We start from the raw sequence: 24,558 nt of genomic DNA on the forward strand, positions 1-24,558 counted from the left end.
ACGGGGGCCGGGCTCACCCGGCCAGCGACGCTCCGAAGTCCACCGGCGCGCCGCCCCCGCCTGGTGCGGGCGCCACCTGTGTGAACGCCCCCTCGTTGCGGCCAAGCAGCCCCACCGCGCCGCCACCGCCCGAGCCTGTGCCCGAGTCTGGCGCACCGGCCGCGAGACGGTTGCCGGTGAAGGCCACCGCCCAGCCGAAGTGCTCGTCGGGACGCGGCGTGGGGGAGGTCAGCAGCCGGTCGCCCGCCCGGTCGGCCAGCGGCACGAGCTGTACCGCGCCGCGCCGTTCCGGGCCGTCGAACGGGATTCCGGCGGCCAGCCGTACGTCCTGGGCGTCGGGGCCGGCAGTGAGCGCGACGGAGAAACCGAAGCCGTCGCCGGTGGCGGCCGTGCCCTCGGTCGAGCCGTCGCCCTGGCGGATCGTGTCGCCCTTGACCAGCTCGCGCCCGCCCGTGGAGCGGAAGACGTGGACCAGGCCCGCGTCGGGGACGCTCCCGGCGTCGGCCAGGGGAGCGCCCACCGCCAGCCGTCCCCCGGCGGCGGCCAGCGCGTAGCCGAAACGGTCGCCGGAGCCGGGCTTGACCGGTTCGCCCGCCTCGCCGAGTTCGGTGAGCCCCCACCTGACGCCCGAGCGGCCCCCGGTGAGCGGGTCGAACACGACGATGAGCGCGCCGGTGTCGAGCATGCCCTGCCCGTCCTGGCGTCCGGCGCCGTCCTCGTTCTCGTACGGCACGCCGACCGCGAGGTCCACCCCGGCGGCGTCGCCCGCCAGCCGTCCCAGGGCCAGCGCCCAGCCGAACATGTCGCCCGCCTCGCTGTTGCCCGGCACGCCTTCGCCGTTCTGGGTGATCCGCAGGGGCGCTTCGGAGGAGGAGGCGGCGGCGCGCACGTACACGGCCCCGGCGTCGCGGACCCCGGCGTCGTCCTCGTGCGGCGCGCCGATGGCCACCACGCCCTCGCCCTCGGGGGTGTAGGCGACCGACCAGCCGAAGTGCGCGTCCTGCTGCGGCTCGGGGGCGGTCAGGCGCTCGGTGCGGCGGGTGCCGCCGTACACGATGTAGGCCGCGCCCGCGTCGCGCAGCCCGCCGCTGTCCGCGTACGGCGCGCCCACCAGCAGGTCGGCGCACCGGTCGCCGTCGAAGTGGCCGATCGCCGCCGACCAGCCGAAGGAGTCGCCGGGGGCGGCCTCCGGCACGGTGATCACCGACGGCTTGGTCGCGACGGGGGTGCCCGTCGTCACCTGGACGGCGCCGGCGCCCGCCTGGCCGCCGGCGTCGGCGAACGGGTCGCCCACGACGATGTCGTCCAGGCCGTCGCCGTCGAAGTCGCGCGGTGCCTTGGTGCTCACGCAGTCGGCCGCCCGAGCCGTCCCGGCGGCCGGTGCGATCGGCAGCAGCAGGATCGCCAGCGCGGCGACCAGGGGCCGCATCACAGCCGCACCTCGATCTGGCGTCCGCCGTCGATCAGACGGCCGCTGAGCTTGGCCGGGCTCCGGCTCGGCGGCAGGTCGTAGACCAGCACGCCGTCCACCTTCGCGCCGGGGGTGAGGGCCGAGGGCAGCGTCGTGGAGACCGGTTCGGGGTCGTGGCCCGCGCCCCGGTCGTCGAACAGCGTGATCGGCCCGGGGTCGAGCGCCACCAGTTCGCCTCCGGTGTTCAGCAGCACCCACCGCACCGCGCAGAACCGGCCGCGCCGGGGGGTGGCCTCGCCGTAGCTGGTCAGGCCGCAGGACGGCGGCTGTGGGATGACCAGCTGCGGGTCCGTGACGAAGGGGCCGAGCGGCATCCTGCGGCCGACGTCGGTCACCCGGTTCGCGACCACGGGGGCGCTCTTGCCCGGCGGCGACGCGACGGTGCCGCGGCCCTGGGTGATCACCAGCACGGCCCCGGTGACGGCGAGCGCGGTGACGGCCGCGGCGGCGGCGAGCAGCCAGCGCTTGCCGCCCGTGCGCGGCGGCCTGGGATCCTTCGGGGTCGGTGCGGTGGTCGTGTACTGCACGTCCGGCAGGCCCTGCTCGAACGGGACGAGCGTGTCGGGGCCGCCCGGCGGGCTCGGCAGCCCGAGCCGACCGAGCGTTTGGGTGACCTCACCGCCGATGTTGGACGGCGGCTGCCAGGACTCGGCGAGCATCTCGTCGGCGACGAGCGTCGGCGGGCTCTCCTCGGGGACGAAGGCCGGCGCCGGGGCGGCGATGCCACCGCCGACCAGCGCGAGCACCAGTTCCTGCGCGGTCGGGCGTTCGGCCGGGTCCTGGGAGGTGGCGCGGCGCACCAGCTCGTTCAGCGGGGCGGGCAGCACACCCAGGTCGGGCTGGCCGTTCAGCACCCGGGTGGCCAGCGTGATCGCGTCGCCGCGCCCGTAGGGGTGACGGCCGTTGCCCGCGTAGGCGACCAGGCAGCCCCAGGAGAAGATGTCGGCGGCCGGGGTGATCGCCAGGCCGCGCACCTGCTCGGGAGCCCACCAGCCGGGGCTGCCGAGCAGCTCGCCGGACAGCGTGACGCCCTGCGTGCGGTCCAGGGCCCTGGAGATGCCGAAGTCGATCACTCGTGGGCCGGAGATGGAAAGGATCACGTTGGCGGGTTTCAGATCGCGGTGGACCAGCCCGGCCACGTGGATCGCGGCCAGCGCGGCGGCGACGCCGAGCGCCACGCCGTGCAGCGGGCCGGGCTCCAGCGCGCCGTACCGGGTGATCTGCCGCGACAGCGGCAGGCCCTCGATGTACTCGGTCACCATGTACGGGCGTTCGCCGTCGTCGCCGTTGTCGAGCACCTGCGCGGTGCAGAACGAGGCGACCCGGCGGGCGTTGTCCACCTCCGCGTGGAACCGGGTGGCGAAGCCGGGCACCACCGCGAACTCGGCCTTCACCACCTTCACCGCCACCAGCCGCCCCGTCGGGGCGACGGCCAGGTAGACGGTGCCCATCCCGCCTTCCCCGAGGCGGCCCAGCAGCCTGTATGGTCCGATCGTCTCGGGATCCGTCTCGTTCAGGCGTTCCGCACCAGGGTCCGTGGTCATCTTCGCGCTTGCTCCCGCTGTGGAGTTTTGGTCGTCTCCGTTGCGCCCCCGTAAGGCAACGTTATCCACGATGGATCCTTTCGTGCAGGTTCGGCCATCCGTCGGATCTACGGCCACGACTCCTTGTCCGATGGTTCGGTGCGGGACACTTGGACGGATGACATGGGGGCGACGACTGTTGGCGTGTTAGAGGTTTCTAACAATATGTAGCGCCGTATAGTTGTCGGCGTGAACTTGAAGGGAGGGGGCAGCGGTAATCGGGGTTTCGTATGTGACCGCGCGGTGGGAGTACGCGGCTGGGACGCTGCCCGTTCCAACGTACCGGTTTGGTCGGCTCATCATGGTGGTGAATTGCTGACCAGTGCGAACCCGGATGTCGGGCAGGTCTCCTCGTGCCCGCCCGTACGGTCGATGTGCCGCTGCGAACCGCCCCCGGTGCGGGCGGCCACATGGGACCGCCCAGCGTGAAGACGATTCAGGCGTATCGGTTCGCCCTGGACCTCACCCCAGGGCAGGAGCGTGACGTGCTCGCGCATGCCGGGGCCGCCCGGGTCGCGCACAACTGGGCGCTGGCGCGGGTCATGGCGGTGATGGACCAGCGGGCGGCGGAACGCACCTACCGCTGGCGGAAGGCGGCGAACCGGCTCGGCCGCGCTCACGCCCGCGTGGGAAATCTGCGCCGCGACGGCCTGCACAAGCTCACCACCCGGCTGGCCAGCGAGCACGGCACGGTCGTGGTCGAAGACCTCAACGTCGCAGGTATGCTCACCGGCCGAAGGCTGGCCCGGCACATCGCCGACGCCGGGTTCGCCGAGATCCGTCGCCAGTTGGCGTACAAGACCGCATGGAACGGCGGCCGGATGGTCGTGGCCGACCGCTGGTATCCGTCCTCGAAGACCTGCTCGGGTTGTGGCCTGGTGAAAGCCAAGCTGGCCCTGTCCGAGCGTGAGTACCCCTGTGAGACGTGCGGCCTGGTCATGGACCGGGACGTCAATGCCGCACGCAACTTGGCCGCTCTGGCGGCGCAGCTCGACACCGCCGGGAGTGGCTCGGTGGCAGCACGTGGAGCCGACCGGAAGCCCCGCCCCGGCGGGCAGGTGGCTGTGAAGCGTGAACCCGGCACGGCATCCACCGGTCAGACCGGGACCGTCCCACCGCAAGGCGGGACTGCTGCTCGTGTGCTCACTTGAGCGCACTAAAGGTAACGGAGTGACATTGTGAGCCTGCTGGGGCCGGTTGAGATACGTAGTTTGGCGGAGAAACTTGATCTGCGCCCCACGAAGAAGCTCGGGCAGAACTTCGTGATCGACGGTGGCACCGTGCGGCGGATCGTCCGTACCGCCGGGCTCGACCCGAGTGATGTCGTCATCGAGGTGGGGCCCGGGCTGGGCTCGCTCACCCTGGCGTTGCTGCCGGAGGCGGCCCGCGTGGTCGCGGTGGAGATCGATCCGGTGCTGGCCGGGCAGCTACCGGAGACGGTCGCGGCGCGCGCGCCCGAGCTGGCCGGGCGGCTCGACGTGGTGAACGCCGACGCCCTGCGGGTGGCCGCGGCGGACCTGCCAGGGCCGCCGCCTACCGCGCTGGTCGCCAACCTGCCCTACAACGTGGCCGTGCCGGTCGTGCTGCACCTGCTCGCCACGCTGCCCGGGTTGCGCAAGGGACTGGTCATGGTCCAGGCGGAGGTGGCCGACCGGCTGGCCGCGCGGCCGGGATCGCGGGTGTACGGCGTGCCGTCGGTGAAGGCCGCCTGGTACGCCGAGGTGCGCAGGGCGGGGCCGGTCGGGCGCAGTGTGTTCTGGCCGGTGCCGAACGTGGACTCCGGCCTGGTGGCGCTGGCCCGGCGGGAGCCGCCCGCGACGACGGCCTCGCGGCAGGAGGTGTTCGCGGTGGTGGACGCCGCGTTCGCGCAGCGGCGCAAGACGCTGCGGGCCGCGCTGGCGGGCTGGGCGGGGTCGCCGGCGGCGGCGGAGCGGGCGTTGCGGGCGGCGGAGGTCGATCCGGCGAACCGGGGCGAGCGGCTGACGGTGGAGGATTTCGCGAGGGTGGCGGAGCATCGTCCTTTGGCGGAGTGATTCCGCTTTTTTCTGACAGTGCTTGATATTTACGGTCTGTCGCTTTCCCTGTAAACGGCTCATTCGCGGGGTAAGACCAGGCGCATGATGATCTCACCTGGTTTCGTGTGGGCGCAGGTGGCGGCGGTCGGATCGGCGATCTGGCTGTTCGCGCCGGCCGATCCCACGCCGGTCACCGGTGACGCGCAGAACGCGGGCGGACCGATTTCGCTCGCCCTGTCGTACGCGCTGAATCGGCCGGAAACACCAGATGTGCTGCTCGCGTTCGGAGGGGTGTCGGTGCACTGGTCATACGACACCACCGCGCTGCAAACGGCCGAGGCGACGCCGGTCTCCCCGGTCTCCCCGGCCAAGGCCGCCCGCCTGGCGCGGGGCCGTCTCGCCGCCACCGCCGCGCTCAGCATGATCGGTGTGCCGTTCTCCTGGGGCGGCGGCGCAGCGAGCGGCGCCACGCGCGGCATCGGGCACGGCAGGCGCACGGTCGGCTTCGACTGCTCGGGCCTGTCCCTGTACGCCTGGGCGCAGGCGGGCGTCACGATCGGCCACTACACCGGCACCCAGTTCGGCCAGGGCCGCCGCATCCCCAGGAAGCGGCTCATGCCCGGTGACCTGGTGTTCTTCGGCGCGCCCAAGGGCGACCCCGACCATGTCGGGGTGCACCTGGGCGACGGCGTCATGGTCCACGCCCCACAGACCGGAGACGTCGTCAGGACCACCGACTACCTGGCCTCGTCGTACTACAGCCACCGTTACCGGGGCGCGGTGCGCCCGGGGCGCAAACCCGCCGCGCCGCCCGCCGGCCCGCCGCTCTGGCAGGGGCCCAAGGGACGCCCGGAAGCGCAGGCCAAGCCCCCGGCCGTCCCGGGGACGCCGAGCGCCCAGGAGCCGGTCCCGGCGAGTCCCACGCCCGGTGCGGGGGCCGCTACGATACGACGCGGCCTCGATGACGGGGCCACGGACACGGCGAGGAGTGACGAGCACCCCGATGGACTCCGTGACGGTGCGAGTACCGGCCAAGGTCAACCTGCAGCTCGCCGTCGGCCCGCTGCGCGATGACGGCTACCACGACCTCGTCAACATCTTCCACGCCGTCTCGATCTACGACCACGTCACCGCCACGGCGGCCGGGTCCTTCTCGACCGAGGTGATCGGCGACCGGTCGGAGGAGGTGCCGCTCGGCGACGACAACCTCGCGATCCGGGCCGCGCGGGCGCTCGCGGAGCGGGCGGGACGGCCGCTGGCCGCCCGGCTCACCATCCGCAAGTCGATCCCCGTCGCGGGCGGCATGGCGGGCGGCAGCGCCGACGCCGCCGGGGCCCTGGTCGCCTGCAATGAACTGTGGAAACTCGGGCTGTCCTCCGCCGAGCTGCTGGAGATCGCCGCCGGGATCGGCAGCGACGTGCCGTTCGCGCTGTTCGGCGGCACCGCCGTCGGCACCGGCCGGGGCGAGAAGCTGACCGGCGTCACCACCGGCGGCCGGTTCCACTGGGTGTTCGCCCTCGCCGAGGGCGGGCTGTCCACGCCCGCCGTCTACGGCCGCTGCGACCGCCTGCGCGAGTCCCGTGGCGAGCGGGTCGGGCCGCCCAGGGAGAGCACCGCGCTGATGGCGGCCGTGCGCGACGGCGACGCCGACGCGCTCGGCGCCGAGCTGACCAACGACCTGCAGGAGGCCGCCGTGGACCTGCGGCCCTCGCTGGCCGCCACCCTCGACGCCGGACGCGAACGCGGCGCGCTCGGCGCGATCGTCTCCGGCTCCGGCCCTACCTGCGCCTTCCTGGTCGCGAGCGAGTCCGGGGCCGACGACCTGCGCAGCGCGCTCACCGGCTCGGCCGTGTGCCGCGCCGCCGTCACCGCTCACGGCCCGGTGCGCGGCGCGCTGGGCTACGAGCCGGACGCGGTCGCCTCCGGTCGGCGATAACCTGAAACACGCCATGAATCTGGTCAATCTCGAATCGGTATCCCACGCGTACGGCCCCGCGCCGCTGCTGCGCGACGTCTCGCTCGGCATCGCCGCGGGCGAGCGGATCGGCGTCGTGGGACGCAACGGCGGCGGCAAGACCACGCTCGTCTCCGTGATCGCGGGCGTGCTGAAGCCCCACTCCGGCCGCGTCACCCACAACCGCGGGCTGCGGGTCGGGGTGCTGAGCCAGGGCGACGACCTCGACCCCGAGCGCTCGGTCGAGCAGGCGGTGCTCGGCGGGCTCGCCGAGCACGAGTGGGCGGGCGACCAGGGCACCAGGGAGATCCTGGGCGGGCTGCTCGGCGGCATCGACCTCACCGCGCGGGCGGGGAACCTGTCGGGCGGCGAGCGTCGCCGTACGGCGCTGGCCCGGCTGCTCATCGGCGAGCACGACCTGATCATCCTCGACGAGCCCACCAACCACCTCGACATCGAGGCCATCGACTGGCTGGCCGGGCACCTCACCGCGCGCAGGTCCGCGCTGCTGGTCGTCACCCACGACCGCTGGTTCCTGGACGCCGTCTCCACTCGCACCTGGGAGGTCGTGGACGGCACGGTCGAGCGCTACGAGGGCGGATACGCCGCCTACGTGCTGGCCAAGGCCGAGCGCGCGCGCATCGCCGCGGCGGCCGAGGAGCGCAGGCAGAACCTGATGCGCAAGGAGATCGCCTGGCTGCGCCGGGGGCCGCCCGCCCGCACCAGCAAGCCCAAGTTCCGGGTGGAGGCCGCCCAGGCGCTCATCGCCGACGAGCCGCCCGCGCGTGACGACGTGGAGCTCGTCCGTTTCGCGTCGGCCCGGCTCGGCCGTACGGTCTACGACCTGGAAGACGTCACGCTGCACGCGGGCGGTCCTGGCGCGGGCCCGCTGGTGCTCGACCGCTGCACCTGGCAGCTCGGCCCCGGCGACCGGATCGGCCTGATCGGCGTCAACGGCTCCGGCAAGTCCACGGTGCTGCGGCTGCTCGCCGACACCGTCCGGCCCGACAGCGGGCGGGTGGTGCGGGGCAAGACGGTCCGGCTGGCCCACCTGTCGCAGGAGCTGGCCGAGCTGGAACCCGGGCGGCGGGTGCTGGAGGTCGTCGAGGAGATCCGCAAGTACATCAAGGTCGGCAAGCGCGAGTGGACGGCCTCGCAGCTCCTGGAGCGCCTCGGCTTCCGGGGCGAGGCGCAGTGGAAGGTCATCGGCGACCTCTCTGGCGGCGAGCGGCGGCGGCTGCAGATCCTGCGGCTGCTGATGGACGACCCCAATGTGCTGCTGCTCGACGAGCCCACCAACGACCTCGACATCGAGACCCTGAACGAGCTGGAGGACCTGCTCGACGGCTGGGCGGGCACGCTGGTCGTGGTCAGCCACGACCGCTACTTCCTGGAGCGGGTCACCGACCACTCGCTGGCCCTGCTCGGCGACGGCGGGCTGTCGCTGCTGCCGGGCGGCGTGGACGAGTACCTGGCCCGCCGGGCCGCCGCCACCACCCCGTCGGCGCCTCCGGCGCCCGCTCCCGCCGCCCCGGCCCAGGAGGGCATGTCGGCCAAGGAGGAGCGCGAACTGCGCAAGGAGCTGACCCGCCTGGAGCGCCGCCTGGACCGCCTCGCCGAGCGCGAGACGGCCCTGCACACCGCGATGGCGGGCGCGGCGGACGACTACGAGCGCCTGTCGGGGCTCGACGCCGAGCTGAAGACCCTCCAGGGCGAGAAGGAGTCGGTCGAGCTCGACTGGCTCACCGTGGCCGACCGCCTGGGCGACTGAACCGCCTCAGTCCTTCGGGCGGAAGCGGTACAGCCGGGCGCGGACCCCCTCCCCGTCATCGGGCCTGGGAGGGTCGAAGACCAGCGTCACGGCCTGGCCGATGCGCACCTCGGCCGGGTCGCAGCCGACGATGTTGGTCAGGATCCTGGGCCCCTCGGCCAGCTCGACGTAGGCGACCACGTACGGCGTCAGCTCCCGGTAGTCGCCGCGCGCCTTGCGCACCACCGTGTAGGAGTAGACGGTCGCCTCGCCCGACGCCGCGAACCGGGTGAGGTCACGCCCGCCGCACTGCGGGCAGAACGGCCGCGGGTACCAGATCACCGTGGCGCACGGTTCGCAGCGGGTGAGCGTCAGCCGTCCTTCGGCGGTCGCCGCCCAGAACGCCTCGTCCGCTCCCGCCGGGGTGAACCCGGCTTCGGGAAGTGATGTGCTCATGCGTCCTCACGCCCCAGGATCAGGGTGGCGGCGGAGCTTCGGGTGGCGAGCCTGCCGCCCGAGCCGTGCACGATCGCCAGGCGGCAGTCGGGGACCTGGACCTCCGTCGCGGCCTCGCCGCGCAACTGGCGTACCGCCTCGATCATCCGTGCCATTCCTCCCCGGTTGTCGGGCTGGTTGTTGCACAGCCCGCCGCCGTCGGTGTTCATCGGCAGGCGGCCGTGCGGGGCGACCAGCGTGCCGTCCTGGACGAACGGGCCGCCCTGTCCCTTCTCGCAGAACCCCAGGTCCTCCAGCGCGAGCAGGGCGGTGATGGTGAAGGAGTCGTAGATGGAGGCGTAGTCGATGTCGGCGGGGGTCACCCCGGCCTCGGCGAAGGCCGCAGGGCCCGACCAGACCGCCCCCGTGTGGGAGAGGTCGACGCGGCCGTTGCCGGTGCCCTTGGCCGCCTCGCCGTGACCGAGGATCGCGGCGGAGCGGCGCGGGAGATCGCGGGCGACCTCCTTGGCGGCCACGACCACCGCGCCACCACCGTCGGTCATCACGCAGCAGTCCAGCCGGTGCAGCGGATCGCTGATCATCGGTGAGGCCAGCACGTCGTCCACGGTGACGGGCTTGCGCAGGAACGCGTTCGGGTTGTGCTGGGCGTGCAGCGACGCGGCCACCTTCACCTCGGCGAGCTGACGGCCGGTCGTGCCGAACTCGTGCATGTGCCGCATGGCGGCCAGCGCGTAGTTGTGCACGGTGTCGGTGATGCCCCAGTGCGTCTCGTAGGTCGTCTCCGGCGCCCCCGACAGGTCGGGGCCGGCGGCGCGCATCTGGCTGCGCGGGCGTCCGCCCATGACGCACAGCGCGACCCGGCACTTGCCCGCCGCGATCGCGGCGGCGGCGTGCCCGACGTGCGACAGGTACGACGAGCCGCCGATCTCGGTCGTGTCCAGGTAGCGGCAGCGCAGCCCCAGGTACTCCGCCATCGACAGCGGCCCCACGCCGGGGGCGTCGGAGTCGCAGAAGTAGGCGTCCACGTCCGACGGCGACAGCCCGGCGTCCGCCAGCGCGCCGAGGGCCACCTCGGCGTGGATCTCCGCCACCGACAGGTCGGGGATGTCACGGCGCGGGTGCTCGTACGCGCCGACGATGTACGCCCTGCCCCGTATGGTCATGACGCCGCCACCCCGGCGGCGTCGAAGTCGCGCACCCAGCCGTCGAAGCGCCGCGCGAAGTCGGGGATCTCCTCCATCGGGTAGTGCCCGATGCCCGGCATCAGCTCGAAGATCGCGTGCGGGATGAGGTCGGCCACGCGCCGCACCCGGCTCGGCGGCACGAAGAAGTCGTCCTCTCCGGTGAGCACCCGCACCGGGCAGATGATCTTGGTCAGTTCCGCGCGGATGTCGTGGGTGACCGCGCCGTGGATGTCGCTGACCGTGATATGCCAGTCCTCGCGGCAGTGCATCAGCGCGATCAGCTCGGCTCGCTCGGCCGGGACCGACCGGCCGCACGCCTCGATCGTGCCCAGGTAGGTGCGGTCGCGCATGCTCGGCGACCAGGAGTCCTCCAGCACCGGGGGAGACGGTGTGGGGCCGTCGGGGCCGAGCACCCCGGAGGGGTCGAGGGCCACCACGCCGGACACGTGGCCGGGCATCCGGGTGGCGATGTCCAGCGCGATGCTGCCGCCGATCGAGCAGCCCAGCAGGTAGGGACGCTCCAGCCGGAGCGCCGCCATCAGCCGGGTGCACCAGCCAGCGTACCAGGACAGGGAGCTGATCGGGCCGTCGGCGGCGGGTTCGGACCGGCCGTGCCCCGGCAGGTCGGCCACGACCACGCTGTAGCCCAGTTCGGCCAGGTCGGGGGCCACCTGGCGGTACTGCACGCCGCTCTGCCCCGCGGTGTGGATGCACAGGACGGTCGGGCCGGCGCCCGCCCAGGTCTCGACGAACGCCAGCCTGCCGTCCAGGTCGAGGTAGTCGGCGTTATGCACCGGTGGCCTCCGTGGTCGTGCCGCGAGCCAGGGCGCGGGCGTGGTCGAGAATGATCATGATCGCCTTGATCATGCGCAGGTACTGGTAGCCGCTGCCGGTGGCGCGGAACCCTCCGTCGTTGGCGCGGCGGATGAAGTCGTTGGTAGGGGCGGTGAGGAACCGGGCCCACTCCAGGTCGGTGCCCTCGACGGTGAACGTCGCACCGCTGAGCGACCTGCGGGCCACCTCGATCACCGCGCCCCGGTAGATCCGGAAGTGCACCTGGCGGTCATGGGCCGCGAACGCGATGGTGCCGTCGAAGCTGCGGGTGGCGGGGGCGAAGCGGTCGTCGGCGGCGAGCCGTTCGCGCACCCGGGCGCCCCAGCGCACCGACGCGAAGTCGGCGGCGTCCAGTTCCCGGCCTCCGCCGGGCGCGGTCGGCGCGCTCCACGCCACCGACGACCGGGCCCGCACCCGGTCGTGGTCGTCCATGACGTGCACCGCTTGGTGGATCATCGCGTGCGAGGGGTCCGCGCCGGGCGCCAACCGGGTGACGGTGGCCTCCAGCCGAACGCCGGAGTCGTCGTCCGTCCCGGGGACCGGCGGCGGCGGGGAGTGCCGGTCCCAGCTCAGCGAGACCAGTTCCGCGTCACCCGCCGGGCGGACCTGCGCGAGCAGCCGTAGCAGGACCGACAGTTCGGCGGCGTACGGCGGGTCCGCCGTGGTGTCGTGGGCTTCCACGGGATGACCGGCGACATGACGGGCGACATGACGGGCACTGCTTGAACGCGTGCCGACGGCCGGTGCGGCGTCCTGGGACATCGGGTTCCCCTCTTTGATCAAACCTGTGCTCAGGTCCGTGAACGAATCGCTCATGCCCGGGTGAGGCCGAGCGCCGCCACGGCGTAGGTCTTGACGGCGGTGAGGTAGTCGGCGACGGGCACGAACTCGTCGTCCCAGTAGCAGTCCATCGAGCCGGGGCCGTAGGTGGCCGCGCGGATGCCCGCCTCCCAGAAGATCGGGGTGTCCGGCCACGCCTTGTGGGTGTCCAGGCCGGGCGTGTGCCCGGTGACCGTCCGGTGCGCCGAGCCGAGCGTCTGAATGATCGTCTCGTCGCCGGAGATCCGCAGCGAGCTGCGGGGATTCTTCAGGCAGGTGGCCTCAAGCGCCACGTCGGCGGGGAACTCGTCCAGGTCGTCGAGGGCGCGGGCCACCGCTCCCCGGATGTCGCGGAGGACGTCGTCCTGGGTCTGGTCGGGCGGGAAGCGGACGTCGAAGGTGATCCGGCAGTGTTCGGGGACCAGGTTGTGCGCGACCCCGCCCGCGATCTGGGCGACGTTGCACACCTTCACGTCGGGCAGCACCCGCCCGGCGGCGTCGGTGATCGGCATGGCGAGGACCTCGCGGACCACTTCGGCGGCGCGGGCGACGGCGTTGACGCCGATGTCCAAGGCGGTGGTGTGGGCGGCTCTGCCGCGTACGTCCACGTTGACGTACGCGATGCCACGCTGGCCGGTGAGCACCCGCAGGTCGGAGGGCTCGCAGTTGATCGCGTAGGCGGCGCGCAGGCCGTCGCGCAGGGCCTGGCGGGTGCCCTCGCCGCCCTCGAAGTGGTTGGGGACGGCCAGCACCGTGATGTCGCGGCCGGGCCGCAGCCCCGCCTCGGCCAGCATCGTCACCGCCATGGTCATCGCGGCGGTCCCGGCCTTCATGTCGGCCACGCCCACTCCGTAGACGAGCCCGTCGGCCAGGTCGCCGCCGAACGGGTCTCTCGTCCACGATTCCGAGGGCGGATAGACCTCCATGTGGCCGTTGAAGATCAGCCCGTCGTCGCTGCCGGGTCCCCACCTGGCCAGCAGGTTCGGCATCCCGTCGGTGCCCGAGGCGGGCAGGTCGACCGGCACCGCCGCCTCGCGCAGCGGCCGGGCCAGGAACTCGGCCGCGTCGGTCAGCGCGGGGCCGTCGCCCCAGACGCTGGGGATGCGGAGGAAGTCCTGGAGGAAGCCGACGATGCGGCCGGCGTTGTCGTCGACGAGCTTTCCGACCCGTTCGACGTCCTCCCGGGGAATGTCCATGTATGTCACCATCACCTTGGTTAGTGGTCGGCCGATGCCGACGCTTCGTCGTAGTCCGGGCCCCCGAGTTCCCTGGACAGGGCCTGGGCGCGTGACGCGACCAGGTTTCCGATCTTCTGCACTTGGGCGTCGGGGAGCCGGAACGTGGGGCCGACCACGCTCATCGCCGCCGCGACGCTGCCGTCCGGCCAGTGGACGGTGGCCGCGATGGCCGTGACGCCGTCCTCCAGGGTGTGGCTCTCGGAGAAGTACCCTTGCTCGCCGCACTGGTCGCGCAGCGCGGTGCCGATCGCGGTGCCGTGCAGCGGCACGGTCTTGCCGAGCCAGCCGCGGTGCCGGATCGACTTGTCGCTCTCCGCCAGGCGCGCGTACAGCACCGTCTCCTGCGGGCCCGCGACGCCGAGGTAGGCGCTCTCGCCCGCCTCGTCGCGCAGCGCGGCGAGGTGCGGCTCGGCCAGCCGGTACAGCGGGACGCTGCTCATGAACGTCACCGCCACCTGGATCAGCCTGCTCGCGCCGTGGTAGGCGCCTTCCTCGTCGCGCCGCACGAACTCGGTCGCCTCCAGCGTGCGCAGCAGCCGCAGCGCGGTCGCGGGTGACAGATTGACCCGCCGGGCGAGATCCACCAGGCCGAGGCCGTCGTTCGTGGCGACCTCCACCAGCAGCGTCAGTGCCCGCTCTACGGTGCGCGTCGGCGCCGGGCCGTTGTCTGTGGACACCCTGTTCGTCCTCCGTGGTCGTCGTGCGCTGAGTCTTGCCCTTGCCGTCGGCCGTGTGCTTTCATCTAGTGACCTTCGGTTTTTACTAGATGATAAGGGTGGCAGATGAGCGGCGACCTGTCCAGCGGCGAGGCCCCGACACCCGTCGACCTCGTCGTCGTCCACGCCGCCGAAGTGCTCACCTGCCGCGCCGCGTCGGGGCGCGGGGTTCGCGGGGCGGCGCTGGGCCGTCCGGAACGCCTCGCCGACGGCGCGCTGGCCATCGACGGCGGCCGCATCGTGGCGGTCGGCGGCACGGCCGAGATCCTCGCCCGCCACAGCGGGCGCGAGGTGATCGACGCCACCGGACGGCTGGTCACCCCCGGATTCGTGGACGCGCACACGCACCTGGTGCACGAGGGCTTCCGGCACGAGGAGTGGGGCCGCAAGGTGCTCGGCGTCGGCGGCGGCACAGGCGGCACGCTGGGCGGCGGCATCGAGCACACCGCCCGCGTGACCGGCGCGGCCGGCGACCGGAGGCTGCGCGACGGCGCGCTGGCCCGCCTGGACACGATGCTCGCGCACGGCACGACCACCGCCGAGGCCAAGTCCGGCTACGGCCTCACCCCGGTCGCCGAACGCCGGATCCTGGAGATCACCGCAGCCCTCGATCACCCGATCGACCTGGTGGGAACGTTCCTGGGCGCGCACGTTCCGCCCAGGGGAGTGCCGCGCGACCGCCACCTCGCGGGCGTCGTCGCGCAACTGCCCGAGGTGCGCCACCTGGCCGAGTTCTGCGACGTGTGCTGCGACCCGGCCGGCTTCACCCCCGCCGAGTGCCTGCGGATCGCGAACGCCGCCCACGAGCACGGCTACCGGCTACGCGTCCACGCCGACCAGACCGGTCACGCGGGGGGCGCCGAGCTGGCGATCGAGATCGGCGCCGCGTCGGCGGACCACCTGGAGCACGTCTCCGACCGGGCCATCGGGATGTTCGGCGACTCGGCCACGGTGGCGACCCTGCTGCCCGGCGTCAGCTACCACCTGATGGACATGGTGCCCGCACCCGGCGAACCGGAGTGGTCGGAACCCCGGCGGCCATGGCTGGCCCGGCGCTACCGGCGGCTGATCGACGCGGGCGCGCTGGTCGCGCTGGCCACCGACTACAACCCCGGCAGCAGCCCCACCCTGTCCATGCAGACCGTCATGCAACTGTCGGCCCGGCTCTACCGGCTCGGGTACGGCGAGGCGTGGCACATGAGCACCATCAACGCCGCGGTCTCGCTGGGCAGGGACGCCGACATCGGCAGCCTGGAGCCGGGCAAGCGGGCCGACGTCGTGATCTGGACCGTCCCGTCGCACGAGATGGTCGTCAACCAGTTCGGAGTCAACCTCGTGGCGTCGGTGATCAAGGACGGCGCGGTGGTGCACGGCGCGGAGCGTCCGGTGCCCGTCGCGAGCAACGCGGATATGGAGTCGTGAGAATGACAGTGGGCAGGCGACGCCCGGTCCAGGCGGCACGCGGTGACCGGCTGCGCTGCCGGGGCTGGCGGCAGGAGGGTCTGCTGCGGATGCTGGAGAACACCCTTGAGAACGGCGAGCGCCCCGAAGACCTGATCATCTACGCGGCCACCGGCAAGGCCGCGCGCGACTGGAACAGCTACGCGGCGATCGTCGATACCCTGCGCGACCTGCGTGACGACGAGACGCTCGTGGTGCAGTCCGGCAAGCCGGTGGCCCGGTTCCCCACCTCGCCCGCCGCCCCGCGCGTGGTGGTCGCCAACACCAACCTGGTCGGCCAGTACGCCACCTGGGAGACGTTCTACGCCCTCCAGGAGCGCGGCCTGATCTCCTACGGCCAGTACACGGCGGGGGCCTGGCAGTACATCGGGCAGCAGGGCGTGGTGCAGACCACCTACGAGACCTTCGCCGCCGCCGCCCGCACCCACTTCGACGGCTCGCTGCGCGGCAGGTTCGTGGTGTCGGCGGGGCTTGGCGGGATGAGCGGCGCCCAGCCGCTGGCGATGAAGCTGCACGGCGCGGTCGCGGTGATCGTCGAGGTGGACGAGGCGCGGGCCGACCGCCGTCTCGCCTCGGGATACCTCGACGTCAAGGCGCACTCGGTGGACGAGGCGATGGCGGCGGCGGAGCGGGCCCTGACCGAGGGGTCAGCGCTGTCGGTGGGGCTGATCGCCAACGCCGCCGACACGCTGCCGGAGATCGTCGCGGCCCGCCGTCCTGACCTGCTGACCGACCAGACCTCGGCGCACGACATGCGCGACGGCTACATCGCCGCCGGGATGTCGCTGCCGGAGGCCCGCCGGATGCGCTGCGACGACCCGGAGGGCTACGAGCGCCTCGCCCTCTCAACGGTGCGCCGCCACGTCGAGGCCATGGTCGCCGCGCAGGACGCCGGGTCGGTGGTCTTCGAGTACGGCAACGCCATCCGCTACCAGGCCGCCCGCGCGGGCTACGACCGCGCCGGCGACTTCGACGGCTTCGTCAAGAAGTACATCCGCCCCAGCTTCTGCGTGGGCAAGGGCCCGTGCCGCTGGGTGGCGCTGTCCGGCGACGAGAACGACATCCGGCTGATCGACGAGGCGATCCTGAAGCGGTTCGTCGGAGACCGGTCGATCACCGACTGGATCGAGGTCGCCATGCGGTCCATCCCGCACCAGGGCCTGCCCGCGCGCAGCTCGTGGTTCGGCTACGGCCAGCGCCTCGCGTTCGGGCTGATGGTCAACGACATGGTCCGCGACGGCGTGCTGGCCGGCCCGGTCGCCATGTCCCGCGACCACCTCGACAGCGGAGCGGTCGCCCAGCCCACCCGCGAGACCGAGGGGATGCTCGACGGCAGCGACGCCGTGGCCGACTGGCCCATCCTCAACGCCCTGCTCAACGCCTCGGGCGGCGCGGACCTGGTGGCGGTCCACCAGGGCGCGGGCAGCGGCATGGGCGGGTCCATCTCGGCGGGCGTGACACTGATCATCGACGGCACCGAGGAGTGCCGGGCGAAGCTGTCGCGGGTGCTGCGCACCGACCCGGGCATCGGCGTGATCCGCCACGCCGACGCCGGATACCCCGAGGCGATCGCGGTGGTAGAGGACAGCGACCTCGTCGTGCCCAGGGTGGGCACCGGGGCCACCGGCCCCCGCGATCGCGGGTGACGTCATGGCCGACCAGTTCCAGGGAAACGAGGACGTCGTGCGTGAGCAGGCAGCCGCACTCGACGGCATCAGGGTGCTCGACCTCGGGCGCGTGCTGTCGGGCCCCTTCTGCGGCAGGGTCCTGGCCGACCTCGGCGCCGAAGTCATCAAGATCGAACCACCGGCCGGTGACGACGGCCGCCACTTCGGGCCGTTCTACGACGGCGTCAGCAGCTACCACCGGCTGCTCAACCGGAACAAGTACGGCATCACGCTGGACCTGAAGACCGACGAGGACCGCCGCACGTTCACCGAGCTGATCCGCCGCTCCGACGTGCTCATCGAGAACTTCCGCCCCGGCGTCATCGACCGGCTCGGCTTCTCGCCGGAACGCCTGCTGGAGCTGAACCCGCGCCTGGTCGCGGTCAGCATCAGCGGCTACGGCCGCACCGGGCCGCTGTCCGGGGAGCCCGCCTACGACCTGATCGTCCAGGCGATGTCCGGCCTGATGTCGGTGACCGGCCCGGACGGCGGGCCCGCCGCGCGCGTCGGCGTCAGCGTCGGCGACATGGTGCCCGGCATGTGGGCGGCGATCGCCGTCCTGGCCGCGCTGCGGCAGCGCGACGCCACCGGGCGCGGCCAGCACATCGACGTGGCCATGTTCGACGGCCTGCTGTCGATCCTGGAGTCCGTCGCGATGCGCGCGCTGCTCACCGACGAGCCGATCACGCCGACCGGCAGCCACCATGCGATCAGCGCGCCGTTCGGCACCTTCGCCACCCGCGACCGGCCGATCGCCATCGCCGTCGCCAACGACCCGCTGTTCACCGCGCTCGCCGCCGCCCTCGGCCACCCCGAGTGGCCCGGCGACGCCCGCTTCCGCTCCGACGCCGAACGCGGGCGGCACCGCCACGAACTGCGCAAGGAGGTCGAGGGCGCGCTGTCCGGCCTGACCCACGAAGAGGCGATCGCCACGCTCTCGGCGGCGGGCGTGCCGTGCGGCCCGGTGCTCGACGTGCGCGACACGCTGAACCACCCGCAGGTCGCCGCGCGCGGCATGGTCCGCACCGAGGCCGACGGCTTCCCAACGCTGGCCGCCGGGTTCCGGATGGCCGGCTCCCGCGAGGACGGCACCACCGCCCCCGCCCTTGGCCAGCACAACGACCTGGTCGCCGCCTGGATCGGCGAACCGGCGCGCACGCGACAGGGGAACGACGATGTTTGACCTGCTCGACGACCAGCGGCGGGAGTTCCGCGACACCCTGCGGGAGTTCTGCCGCAAGGAGGTCATGCCCGGCGCGGCCCACCGCGACGCCGCCGCCGAGTACCCCGCCACGCTGATCGCCCGGCTCGCCGACATGGGGCTGATGGGCATCACCGTCCCCGAGGAGTACGGCGGTCTGGGCCTGGACATGGTGACCCAGGTGCTCGCCATGGAGGAGGTGGCCTACGCCGACGCGTCACTGGGGTCGGTGTTCGCCGGTCACTACCTGGGCATGGAGGCCCTGCGCCAGTTCGGCTCGCCGGACCAGCGCGAACGCCACCTGCCCGGCCTGGCCACCGGGTCGTACCGGGTCTCCTTCGCGCTGACCGAACCGGACGCGGGCTCCGACGTCAGCCGGATCCGCACCCGCGCCACCGCCGGGCCGGACGGCTGGACCCTGACCGGCAACAAGACCTTCACCAGCAACGCCCGCGAGTCCGACGCGATCATCGTGTTCGCGATGACCGATCCCGGGGCGGGCATCAAGGGCATCACCGCGTTCCTCGTGCCCACCGGCGCGCCGGGTCTCGGCTTCTCCGCACCCATCGAGAAGCTGGGCATTCGCGGCGAGCACGCGTACGAGGTCTCCCTCGACGGGGTCCACGTCGGACCGGACGCCATGGTCGGCGAGTCCGGCGGCGGCGGCCGGATCGCCCTGGAGGTGCTCAACAGCGCCCGCATCGACGTGGCGGCGCTGGCCAACGGGGTCGCCATGCGCGCCCTCGACCTGGCGACCGGATACGCGTCCACGCGCGTCCAGTTCGGCCGCCCCATCCGCGAGCTGCAGGCGATCCAGCTCATGCTCGCCGAGATCGACGCCCTGGTCCAGTCCGGGCGCCTGCACGCCTACCACGCGGCGGCGCTGCGCGACCGGTCCGAGGACGTCAGGCGGGCCGGATCGCTCGCCAAGTACGTGGCCAGTGAGAACTGCTTCTCGGCCGTGGACAGGGCCCTGCAGATCCACGGGGGCTACGGCTACGTGAAAGAGAGCGAGATCGAGCGTCTCTACCGGGACTGCCGGATCTTCCGGATCTACGAGGGCACCTCGCAGATCCAGCTGCTGACCGTCGCGAAACTGCTGGGCCGGCTGCACGACGAGCACGGCACCGTGGTCTGACCCACGGGCCCTGGACCAACCCACGACGGACCGCGTGGCGCGCAGGACGCGCCCGGTCCCTGAATCGCCGATCCCCTTTTTGGAGTGCGTGATGGCAGAGATGCTGAGAGAGCCGGTGACCGGGCGGAGCGTGTGGACGGCGGCCGACATCGGCGACGAGGACTCCTACGCCCGCAGGTTCACCGAGGACGACCTCCAGGAGTTCGACCGGGCGCTGGCCGGCGTCCGCGACAGGTCCGCGCAGGAACTGTCCAAACGCGACTTCCCGCTGCCCGAGTTCACCGGAAAGGTCCGCGACCTGGTCGAGGAGCTCGAACACGGCACCGGGTTCGTGCTGCTGCGCGGGCTGCCGATCCACGACCGCTACAGCGTCGAGGAGGCCACCAAGATCTACTGGGCGATCGGCCTGCACATGGGCGAGCTGGTGCCGCAGAACCGCAAGGGCGAGCTGATCGGGCACATCCGCAACCTGGGCGCCAAAGGCCACAACGCGCGCGGCTACGCCACGGCCTCCGCCGCCGCCTTCCACACCGACCAGACCGACATCGTCGGCCTGATGTGCCTGAACCAGGCCCGCAGCGGCGGCATCAGCCTGGTCGCCAGCGCGATGTCCCTCTACAACACGGTGCTGGACGAGCACCCGGAGTGGCTCGACATCCTCTACAAGCGGTTCCCGACCGACTGGGTGAGCGAGGAGCCGCCGGGCAGCCCCGGCTGGTACTACTCGCGGCTCTACTCCTACGTGGACGGCCTGCTGTCGGCGGCCTACCGCACCGGCCGCATCCTCAGCGCCACCCGGTTCCCCGACGTGCCGAGGCTCACCGCGCGCGAGGTGTCGTGCCTGCTTTTCCTCGACGAGATCCCGACCCGGCCGGGCGTCGCGCTGGACATGACGCTGGAGGTCGGCGACATCCAGTTCGTCAACAACTTCGTGACGGTGCACAGCCGTACCGGGTTCGTGGACGACCCCGGCGACCCGATGTTCCAGCGTCACCTGCTGCGGCTGTGGGTCAGCCGTCCCGACACCGGGCGGGTCGTGTGCCCGGAATACCACTACTGGCGTAGCGGCATCTCGCGCCTTGAGTGGGCGCGGTCCGCGTGACCCCCAGAAGCGGTCAGGAGCACAGCGGCGATCAGGAGCGCATCGTGACGACGGAAGTACTGAACCGGCCGGTGACCGGCCCGAGCGTGTGGACGGCCGCCGACCTGGGGGCCGGTGAACCGTTCGTGCGGCACCTCACCGAGCCCGAGCTGGACGCGCTGGACCGGGTGCTCGACGAGCTGCCCGGCCTCCCGGACCACGCGGTCTCGCGGCGCGGCGCGCCCGCCCCCGGCCTCGCGGGCCTGGCCGCCGACCTGGTCGAACGCCTGGAGATCGGCGCGGGCTACACGGTGGTGCGCGGCCTGCCGCTGGGCACCAGGTACACGGCCGAGCAGGCGTCGCGGATCCACTGGGCGATCGCCCGGCACGTCGGCCAGATCGTGCCGCAGGACCGCGAGGGCGCGCTGGTGCGCCTCCTTGCGGACGCCCACCACCCGGCGCAGCGCGGCGGCACCTACGCCAGCAAGGCGGGCGCGCCGTTCCACACCGACCCCACCGACGTGGTCGGCTACCTGTGCCTGAGCCCGGCCAGGAGCGGCGGCGCGCGGGTCGTGGCCAGCGCCGCGACGATCTACAACGCCCTGGTGCGCGAGCACCCCGAGTGGCTGGACCTGGTCTACCGGGAGTACGCCACCGACTGGGAGGGCGCGGAGCCGCCCGGCGAGCCCGGCTGGAGCGCGCGGCCGATCTTCTCCTACGTCGGCGACGCGCTGACCTGCTCGCTGGCCACCAAGCGGATCATGAGCGCGATGCGGTTCGAGGAGGTCCCCCGGCTGAGCGCCGAGGAGATGACCTGCCTGATGTACCTGGAGTCGCTGCTGCGGCGTCCGGGGACGGCCGTGCACGTGACGCTGCGGGCGGGCGACATGGAGTTCGTCGGCAACCACACGGTGATCCACTCGCGCACCGGGTTCGTCGACGACCCGGTGGACCCGGAGCACCAGCGCCGCCTGCAACGCCTGTGGATCTCCCGTGGCGCGGACGGCCGTCCGCTGGTCCCGTCCCTGCGCAGATGGCGGGCCGGGATCGCATGAACACTCCGGCGGCACCCCGGCCCGGCCCCGGCGACGCCGAGGCGGCGGCGCACGCACTGCGCGCCGCCGGGCTCGTCCTCTCCGTGGACGAGATCGCCCGCATCGCCACCGGCTACGCCGTGCTCCGCGCCAAGGCCGCCGCCCTCCACACCCTCGACCTCCGCGACGACCCTCCGTTCGACCCCACCGCCGATGGCGAGGACCTCCGATGAGCGCGGCGTCGCCGTTGACGATCGAGGAGGCCGCGGTGGCGTTGCGGGCCGGGACGGTGACCTCGACGGCGCTGACGCGGGAGGTGCTCGACCGGGTCGCGCGGCTGGACGGGGAGCTCGGGGCCTATGTCACCGTGTGCGCCGACGAGGCGCTCGCGGCGGCGGCCGAGGCGGACGCGGACTTCGCGCGCGGGCGGGACCGGTCGCCGTTGCAGGGGGTGCCGCTGGCCGTCAAGGACATCATCGCCACGCGTGACGCGCCGACGCGGGCCAACAGCGAGGTCATCGACCCCGGCTGGGGCGGCGGCGCGGACGCCCCTGTCGTGGCGCGGCTGCGCGCGGCGGGCAGTGTGCTGCTCGGCAAGACCACCACGAACGAGTTCGCCTGCGGCCTGCCCGACCGCAGCACGCGCTTCCCGTTCCCGCGCAACCCCTGGAACCCCGCCCACACCCCGATGGGCTCCAGCTCAGGGACGGCGATCGCGGTCAGCGCGGGCCTGGCCCTGGGCGGGCTGGGCACCGACACCGGCGGGTCCGTGCGCGGCCCCGCGGGGGCCAACGGCCACACCGGGCTGAAGGTCACCTTCGGCCGGGTGCCCAAGAACGGCGTCGTCCCGTGCGCGTTCAGCCTCGACACCGTCGGCCCGATGGCCCGCAGCGCCTACGACTGCGCGCTCATCCTCGGCGTGATCGCCGGTCACGACCCCGGCGACCGGTACTCCTCGCCGCTCGCGCCCTCCCGCTACGCCGAGGAGGCGCGCGGCGGCGGGGTGGAGGGACTGCGGATCGGTGTGCCGACCGGGTACTTCCTGGACTCGCCGCTGCTCGACGCCGAGGTCCGCGCCGGGGTGCTGCGCGCCGCCGGAGAGCTGGCGCGGGCGGGCGCGACGCTCACCGACGTCGTCGTGCCCCACGCGCAGGAGGCGAACGACGCCAACAACATCACGTTCCTGTCCGAGGCGTTCGCCTTCCACCGCGAGAACCTGACCGGCCGGTGGGCCGAGTACGGCAGATCCACCCGCGAACTGCTCGCCAGGGCGGCGTTCCTCACCGGCGCCGACTACGTCCAGGCCCAGCGGGTCCGCGGCCTGTTCCGGCGGGGGCTGGCACAGGTCTTCGAGCGGGTCGACGTGCTCGTCACGCCGGTCGCGCTCACCCCGCCCGCGCCGGTCGAGACGGCCGACCTGACGGCGGCGCTGCTGCGGCCCGGCTTCCACGGCCCGTGGAACGCCGCCGGTCTGCCGGCCGCCGCCGTGCCCTGCGGGTTCACCGCCACCGGGCTGCCCCTGTCCTTTCAGGTGGTGGGCCGGCCGTTCGGCGAGAGCACGGTGCTGCGCGTCGCCGACACCTACCAGCGGCACACCGACTGGCACCGCAGGGTGCCGCCCGCCGCGCGCGACGGGATCCCACACTTCGGGGACGCCACGGTAACACCACGAGAAAGAGCAGGATGACATGTCTTCCCAGAGAACACACACCCCCCGTGGGAGGCGTGGACGGCACGGCCGCCTGGCCGTCCTGGTGGCCGGGGCGCTCGTCGCGACCGCCGCGACCGCCTGCGGGTCGGACTCCACCCCGGCGAGCGGATCGGACTCGGCGACCGCTTCCGGCGGCGCGCGGTCCCTGGTCATCGCCGGATGGGGCGGCTCGTTCACGGCCGCCAACAAGGAGGCCTTCTACGACCAGTTCGAGAAGGACACCGGCATCAAGGTGACCATCGCCACGCCCGGCGGCGGCTTCGCGGCCAAGGTCGCCGCGCAGCGCGCGGGCAACAACGTCGAGTGGGACCTGCTGGAGGCGCCCGGCGGCGACACCTCCAAGCTGGTCATGGACGGCAACCTGGAGCAGTTCCCCGCGTCGCTGGTCAGCGCCATCACCCCGCTGGTGGCCGACGGCGCGATCCGGCCCAGCCCGTCGGAGCCCTACTACCTCGACCACGGCGGCACGGTCAACCTGATCGGCTGCAACACCAAACTGGTGAAGAAGTGCCCCACGAACCCGCGTGAGTTCTTCGACACCGAGAACTTCCCCGGCACCAGGGGCATCACGGCGAACAACCCCATCTTCACCAGCCTGTTCGCGCTGGCCGGGGACGGCGTCGAGCCGAGCAAGTACTTCCCCGTGGACGTGAACCGGGCGATGGGCGCGCTGAAGAAGATCAAGCCGAAGGTGTCGGTGTGGTCCACCAGCCCGGCGCAGATGCAGCAGGCCGTCGTGGACGGCGAGGTCGCCATCATGCAGGCCCCCAACACCGTGCTGATGTCGTCACTGAAGCAGGTCCCCGACCTGAAGCTGTTCTGGGAGGGCGGGCTGCTCTTCGACGAGGGCTGGTGCGTGCCCAAGGGCGCCAAGAACAAGGAAGCGGCCTTCGAGTTCGTCAAGTGGTACGCCGAGCACCGGGAGAACCAGGCCAAGTTCACCGAGAAGCTCTACAGCGGCACCGCCGGGCGCGACATGGAGAAGTACCTGTCGCCGGAGGTGGTGGAGAACCTGCCCATCAACAAGACCGGTATCACCCTCGTCGACGGCATCGCGGGGGCCAAGCAGCAGCAGGAACTCGGTAACGCGCTGCGCGAGATCCTCGTCGGCTGACCTCGGACGTGGGGGGGGGGCGCCGGGGGGGGGGGGGCCGCCCGCCCCCCCCCCCGGGGCCGTTGGCGCGGATGGCGGCGGCACCGACCTGTTCGACGGCACGGGCCAGCAGCGTCATCGGGCCGGGGCCG

General features: G+C 72.7%; 22 protein-coding genes. 14 read left to right on the top strand and 8 right to left on the bottom strand.

Going from position 1 to position 24,558, the window contains the following annotated elements; genetic code table 11:
* Window positions 1-13 precede the first annotated feature (13 nt).
* On the bottom strand, window positions 14-1,429 hold the full coding sequence (locus P3X83_RS34400) for a hypothetical protein (protein WP_277309507.1): 1,416 nt from the start codon (window positions 1,427-1,429) through the stop codon (window positions 14-16).
* On the bottom strand, window positions 1,429-3,015 hold the full coding sequence (locus P3X83_RS34405; RefSeq protein WP_277309508.1) for a serine/threonine-protein kinase: 1,587 nt from the start codon (window positions 3,013-3,015) through the stop codon (window positions 1,429-1,431). Before P3X83_RS34405 ends, P3X83_RS34400 begins: the two co-directional genes overlap by 1 nt.
* Window positions 3,016-3,407: 392 nt before the next feature.
* On the opposite strand from P3X83_RS34405, the gene P3X83_RS34410 reads away from it, so the two are divergent.
* From P3X83_RS34410 to P3X83_RS34430, 5 genes are all read left to right on the top strand, one after another.
* On the top strand, window positions 3,408-4,205 hold the full coding sequence (locus P3X83_RS34410; RefSeq protein WP_277309509.1) for an RNA-guided endonuclease TnpB family protein: 798 nt from the start codon (window positions 3,408-3,410) through the stop codon (window positions 4,203-4,205).
* 27 nt (window positions 4,206-4,232) lie between these two features.
* Window positions 4,233-5,087, top strand: a complete 855-nt coding sequence (gene rsmA / locus P3X83_RS34415) for a 16S rRNA (adenine(1518)-N(6)/adenine(1519)-N(6))-dimethyltransferase RsmA (RefSeq protein WP_277309510.1) — start codon at window positions 4,233-4,235, stop codon at window positions 5,085-5,087.
* A gap of 84 nt (window positions 5,088-5,171) precedes the next feature.
* Window positions 5,172-6,143 carry an NlpC/P60 family protein gene (locus tag P3X83_RS34420; protein ID WP_277309511.1) on the top strand — a complete coding sequence of 324 codons (972 nt, stop codon included), beginning with the start codon at window positions 5,172-5,174 and terminating at the stop codon, window positions 6,141-6,143.
* Complete coding sequence (locus P3X83_RS34425; RefSeq protein WP_277309512.1) at window positions 6,073-7,005, top strand: 4-(cytidine 5'-diphospho)-2-C-methyl-D-erythritol kinase; 933 nt, start codon at window positions 6,073-6,075, stop codon at window positions 7,003-7,005. Before P3X83_RS34420 ends, P3X83_RS34425 begins: the two co-directional genes overlap by 71 nt.
* A gap of 13 nt (window positions 7,006-7,018) precedes the next feature.
* On the top strand, window positions 7,019-8,794 hold the full coding sequence (locus P3X83_RS34430; protein ID WP_277309513.1) for an ABC-F family ATP-binding cassette domain-containing protein: 1,776 nt from the start codon (window positions 7,019-7,021) through the stop codon (window positions 8,792-8,794).
* 6 nt (window positions 8,795-8,800) lie between these two features.
* Here P3X83_RS34430 and P3X83_RS34435 read toward each other — a convergent pair whose 3' ends face one another.
* Genes P3X83_RS34435 through P3X83_RS34460 form a run of 6 tightly spaced genes read right to left on the bottom strand, consistent with a single transcriptional unit; the run spans window position 8,801 to window position 13,981 of the window.
* Window positions 8,801-9,229, bottom strand: a complete 429-nt coding sequence (locus P3X83_RS34435; protein WP_277309514.1) for a Zn-ribbon domain-containing OB-fold protein — start codon at window positions 9,227-9,229, stop codon at window positions 8,801-8,803.
* On the bottom strand, window positions 9,226-10,392 hold the full coding sequence (locus P3X83_RS34440; protein WP_277309515.1) for a thiolase domain-containing protein: 1,167 nt from the start codon (window positions 10,390-10,392) through the stop codon (window positions 9,226-9,228). The genes P3X83_RS34435 and P3X83_RS34440 overlap by 4 nt, the downstream gene beginning before the upstream one ends.
* A complete protein-coding gene (locus P3X83_RS34445) occupies window positions 10,389-11,207 on the bottom strand; it encodes an alpha/beta hydrolase (protein ID WP_277309516.1) in 819 nt (272 codons plus the stop codon). The genes P3X83_RS34440 and P3X83_RS34445 overlap by 4 nt, the downstream gene beginning before the upstream one ends.
* Window positions 11,200-12,009, bottom strand: a complete 810-nt coding sequence (locus P3X83_RS34450; protein WP_277309517.1) for a hypothetical protein — start codon at window positions 12,007-12,009, stop codon at window positions 11,200-11,202. The genes P3X83_RS34445 and P3X83_RS34450 overlap by 8 nt, the downstream gene beginning before the upstream one ends.
* A 50-nt stretch (window positions 12,010-12,059) precedes the next feature.
* The gene (locus tag P3X83_RS34455) at window positions 12,060-13,262 is read right to left on the bottom strand and encodes a M20/M25/M40 family metallo-hydrolase (RefSeq protein ID WP_277309518.1); all 1,203 of its coding nucleotides are present in this window, start codon (window positions 13,260-13,262) and stop codon (window positions 12,060-12,062) included.
* Between the two features lie 20 nt (window positions 13,263-13,282).
* Window positions 13,283-13,981 carry an IclR family transcriptional regulator C-terminal domain-containing protein gene (locus tag P3X83_RS34460; RefSeq protein ID WP_277309519.1) on the bottom strand — a complete coding sequence of 233 codons (699 nt, stop codon included), beginning with the start codon at window positions 13,979-13,981 and terminating at the stop codon, window positions 13,283-13,285.
* 105 nt (window positions 13,982-14,086) lie between these two features.
* Between P3X83_RS34460 and hutI the strand changes: the two genes are divergently transcribed.
* From hutI to P3X83_RS34505, 9 genes are all read left to right on the top strand, one after another.
* Complete coding sequence (gene hutI / locus P3X83_RS34465; protein ID WP_277309520.1) at window positions 14,087-15,442, top strand: imidazolonepropionase; 1,356 nt, start codon at window positions 14,087-14,089, stop codon at window positions 15,440-15,442.
* A 2-nt stretch (window positions 15,443-15,444) separates the two neighbouring features.
* On the top strand, window positions 15,445-17,127 hold the full coding sequence (locus tag P3X83_RS34470) for a urocanate hydratase (protein ID WP_277309533.1): 1,683 nt from the start codon (window positions 15,445-15,447) through the stop codon (window positions 17,125-17,127).
* A gap of 4 nt (window positions 17,128-17,131) precedes the next feature.
* Window positions 17,132-18,331: a CoA transferase gene (locus P3X83_RS34475; RefSeq protein WP_277309521.1), complete on the top strand. Its 1,200-nt coding sequence runs from the start codon at window positions 17,132-17,134 to the stop codon at window positions 18,329-18,331.
* Window positions 18,324-19,487, top strand: coding sequence for an acyl-CoA dehydrogenase family protein (locus tag P3X83_RS34480; protein ID WP_277309522.1), 1,164 nt, complete (start codon window positions 18,324-18,326; stop codon window positions 19,485-19,487). Before P3X83_RS34475 ends, P3X83_RS34480 begins: the two co-directional genes overlap by 8 nt.
* A 91-nt stretch (window positions 19,488-19,578) precedes the next feature.
* The gene (locus P3X83_RS34485; protein WP_277309523.1) at window positions 19,579-20,589 is read left to right on the top strand and encodes a TauD/TfdA family dioxygenase; all 1,011 of its coding nucleotides are present in this window, start codon (window positions 19,579-19,581) and stop codon (window positions 20,587-20,589) included.
* A gap of 44 nt (window positions 20,590-20,633) precedes the next feature.
* Complete coding sequence (locus P3X83_RS34490) at window positions 20,634-21,623, top strand: TauD/TfdA family dioxygenase (protein WP_277309524.1); 990 nt, start codon at window positions 20,634-20,636, stop codon at window positions 21,621-21,623.
* On the top strand, window positions 21,620-21,835 hold the full coding sequence (locus tag P3X83_RS34495) for a hypothetical protein (RefSeq protein WP_277309525.1): 216 nt from the start codon (window positions 21,620-21,622) through the stop codon (window positions 21,833-21,835). Before P3X83_RS34490 ends, P3X83_RS34495 begins: the two co-directional genes overlap by 4 nt.
* Complete coding sequence (locus P3X83_RS34500) at window positions 21,832-23,289, top strand: amidase (protein ID WP_277309526.1); 1,458 nt, start codon at window positions 21,832-21,834, stop codon at window positions 23,287-23,289. Before P3X83_RS34495 ends, P3X83_RS34500 begins: the two co-directional genes overlap by 4 nt.
* Before the next feature lies 1 nt (window position 23,290).
* On the top strand, window positions 23,291-24,427 hold the full coding sequence (locus tag P3X83_RS34505) for an extracellular solute-binding protein (protein WP_277309527.1): 1,137 nt from the start codon (window positions 23,291-23,293) through the stop codon (window positions 24,425-24,427).
* Window positions 24,428-24,558 lie beyond the last annotated feature (131 nt).

Source organism: Spongiactinospora sp. TRM90649 (assembly GCF_029382225.1).
Taxonomy (GTDB): Bacteria; Actinomycetota; Actinomycetes; order Streptosporangiales; family Streptosporangiaceae; genus Spongiactinospora.

Bases quoted from the DNA above. Each gene is read 5' to 3' on its own strand.
- P3X83_RS34495 (WP_277309525.1), top strand. From the start codon at position 21,620: ATGAACACTCCGGCGGCACCCCGGCCCGGCCCCGGCGACGCCGAGGCG.
- P3X83_RS34405 (WP_277309508.1), bottom strand. From the start codon at position 3,015: ATGACCACGGACCCTGGTGCGGAACGCCTGAACGAGACGGATCCCGAG.
- P3X83_RS34425 (WP_277309512.1), top strand. From the start codon at position 6,073: ATGGACTCCGTGACGGTGCGAGTACCGGCCAAGGTCAACCTGCAGCTC.
- P3X83_RS34440 (WP_277309515.1), bottom strand. From the start codon at position 10,392: ATGACCATACGGGGCAGGGCGTACATCGTCGGCGCGTACGAGCACCCG.
- P3X83_RS34435 (WP_277309514.1), bottom strand. From the start codon at position 9,229: ATGAGCACATCACTTCCCGAAGCCGGGTTCACCCCGGCGGGAGCGGAC.
- P3X83_RS34475 (WP_277309521.1), top strand. From the start codon at position 17,132: ATGGCCGACCAGTTCCAGGGAAACGAGGACGTCGTGCGTGAGCAGGCA.
- P3X83_RS34505 (WP_277309527.1), top strand. From the start codon at position 23,291: ATGTCTTCCCAGAGAACACACACCCCCCGTGGGAGGCGTGGACGGCAC.
- P3X83_RS34420 (WP_277309511.1), top strand. From the start codon at position 5,172: ATGATGATCTCACCTGGTTTCGTGTGGGCGCAGGTGGCGGCGGTCGGA.
- P3X83_RS34455 (WP_277309518.1), bottom strand. From the start codon at position 13,262: ATGGACATTCCCCGGGAGGACGTCGAACGGGTCGGAAAGCTCGTCGAC.
- P3X83_RS34470 (WP_277309533.1), top strand. From the start codon at position 15,445: ATGACAGTGGGCAGGCGACGCCCGGTCCAGGCGGCACGCGGTGACCGG.
- hutI (WP_277309520.1), top strand. From the start codon at position 14,087: ATGAGCGGCGACCTGTCCAGCGGCGAGGCCCCGACACCCGTCGACCTC.
- P3X83_RS34430 (WP_277309513.1), top strand. From the start codon at position 7,019: ATGAATCTGGTCAATCTCGAATCGGTATCCCACGCGTACGGCCCCGCG.
- P3X83_RS34500 (WP_277309526.1), top strand. From the start codon at position 21,832: ATGAGCGCGGCGTCGCCGTTGACGATCGAGGAGGCCGCGGTGGCGTTG.
- P3X83_RS34400 (WP_277309507.1), bottom strand. From the start codon at position 1,429: ATGCGGCCCCTGGTCGCCGCGCTGGCGATCCTGCTGCTGCCGATCGCA.
- P3X83_RS34485 (WP_277309523.1), top strand. From the start codon at position 19,579: ATGGCAGAGATGCTGAGAGAGCCGGTGACCGGGCGGAGCGTGTGGACG.
- P3X83_RS34480 (WP_277309522.1), top strand. From the start codon at position 18,324: ATGTTTGACCTGCTCGACGACCAGCGGCGGGAGTTCCGCGACACCCTG.
- P3X83_RS34450 (WP_277309517.1), bottom strand. From the start codon at position 12,009: ATGTCCCAGGACGCCGCACCGGCCGTCGGCACGCGTTCAAGCAGTGCC.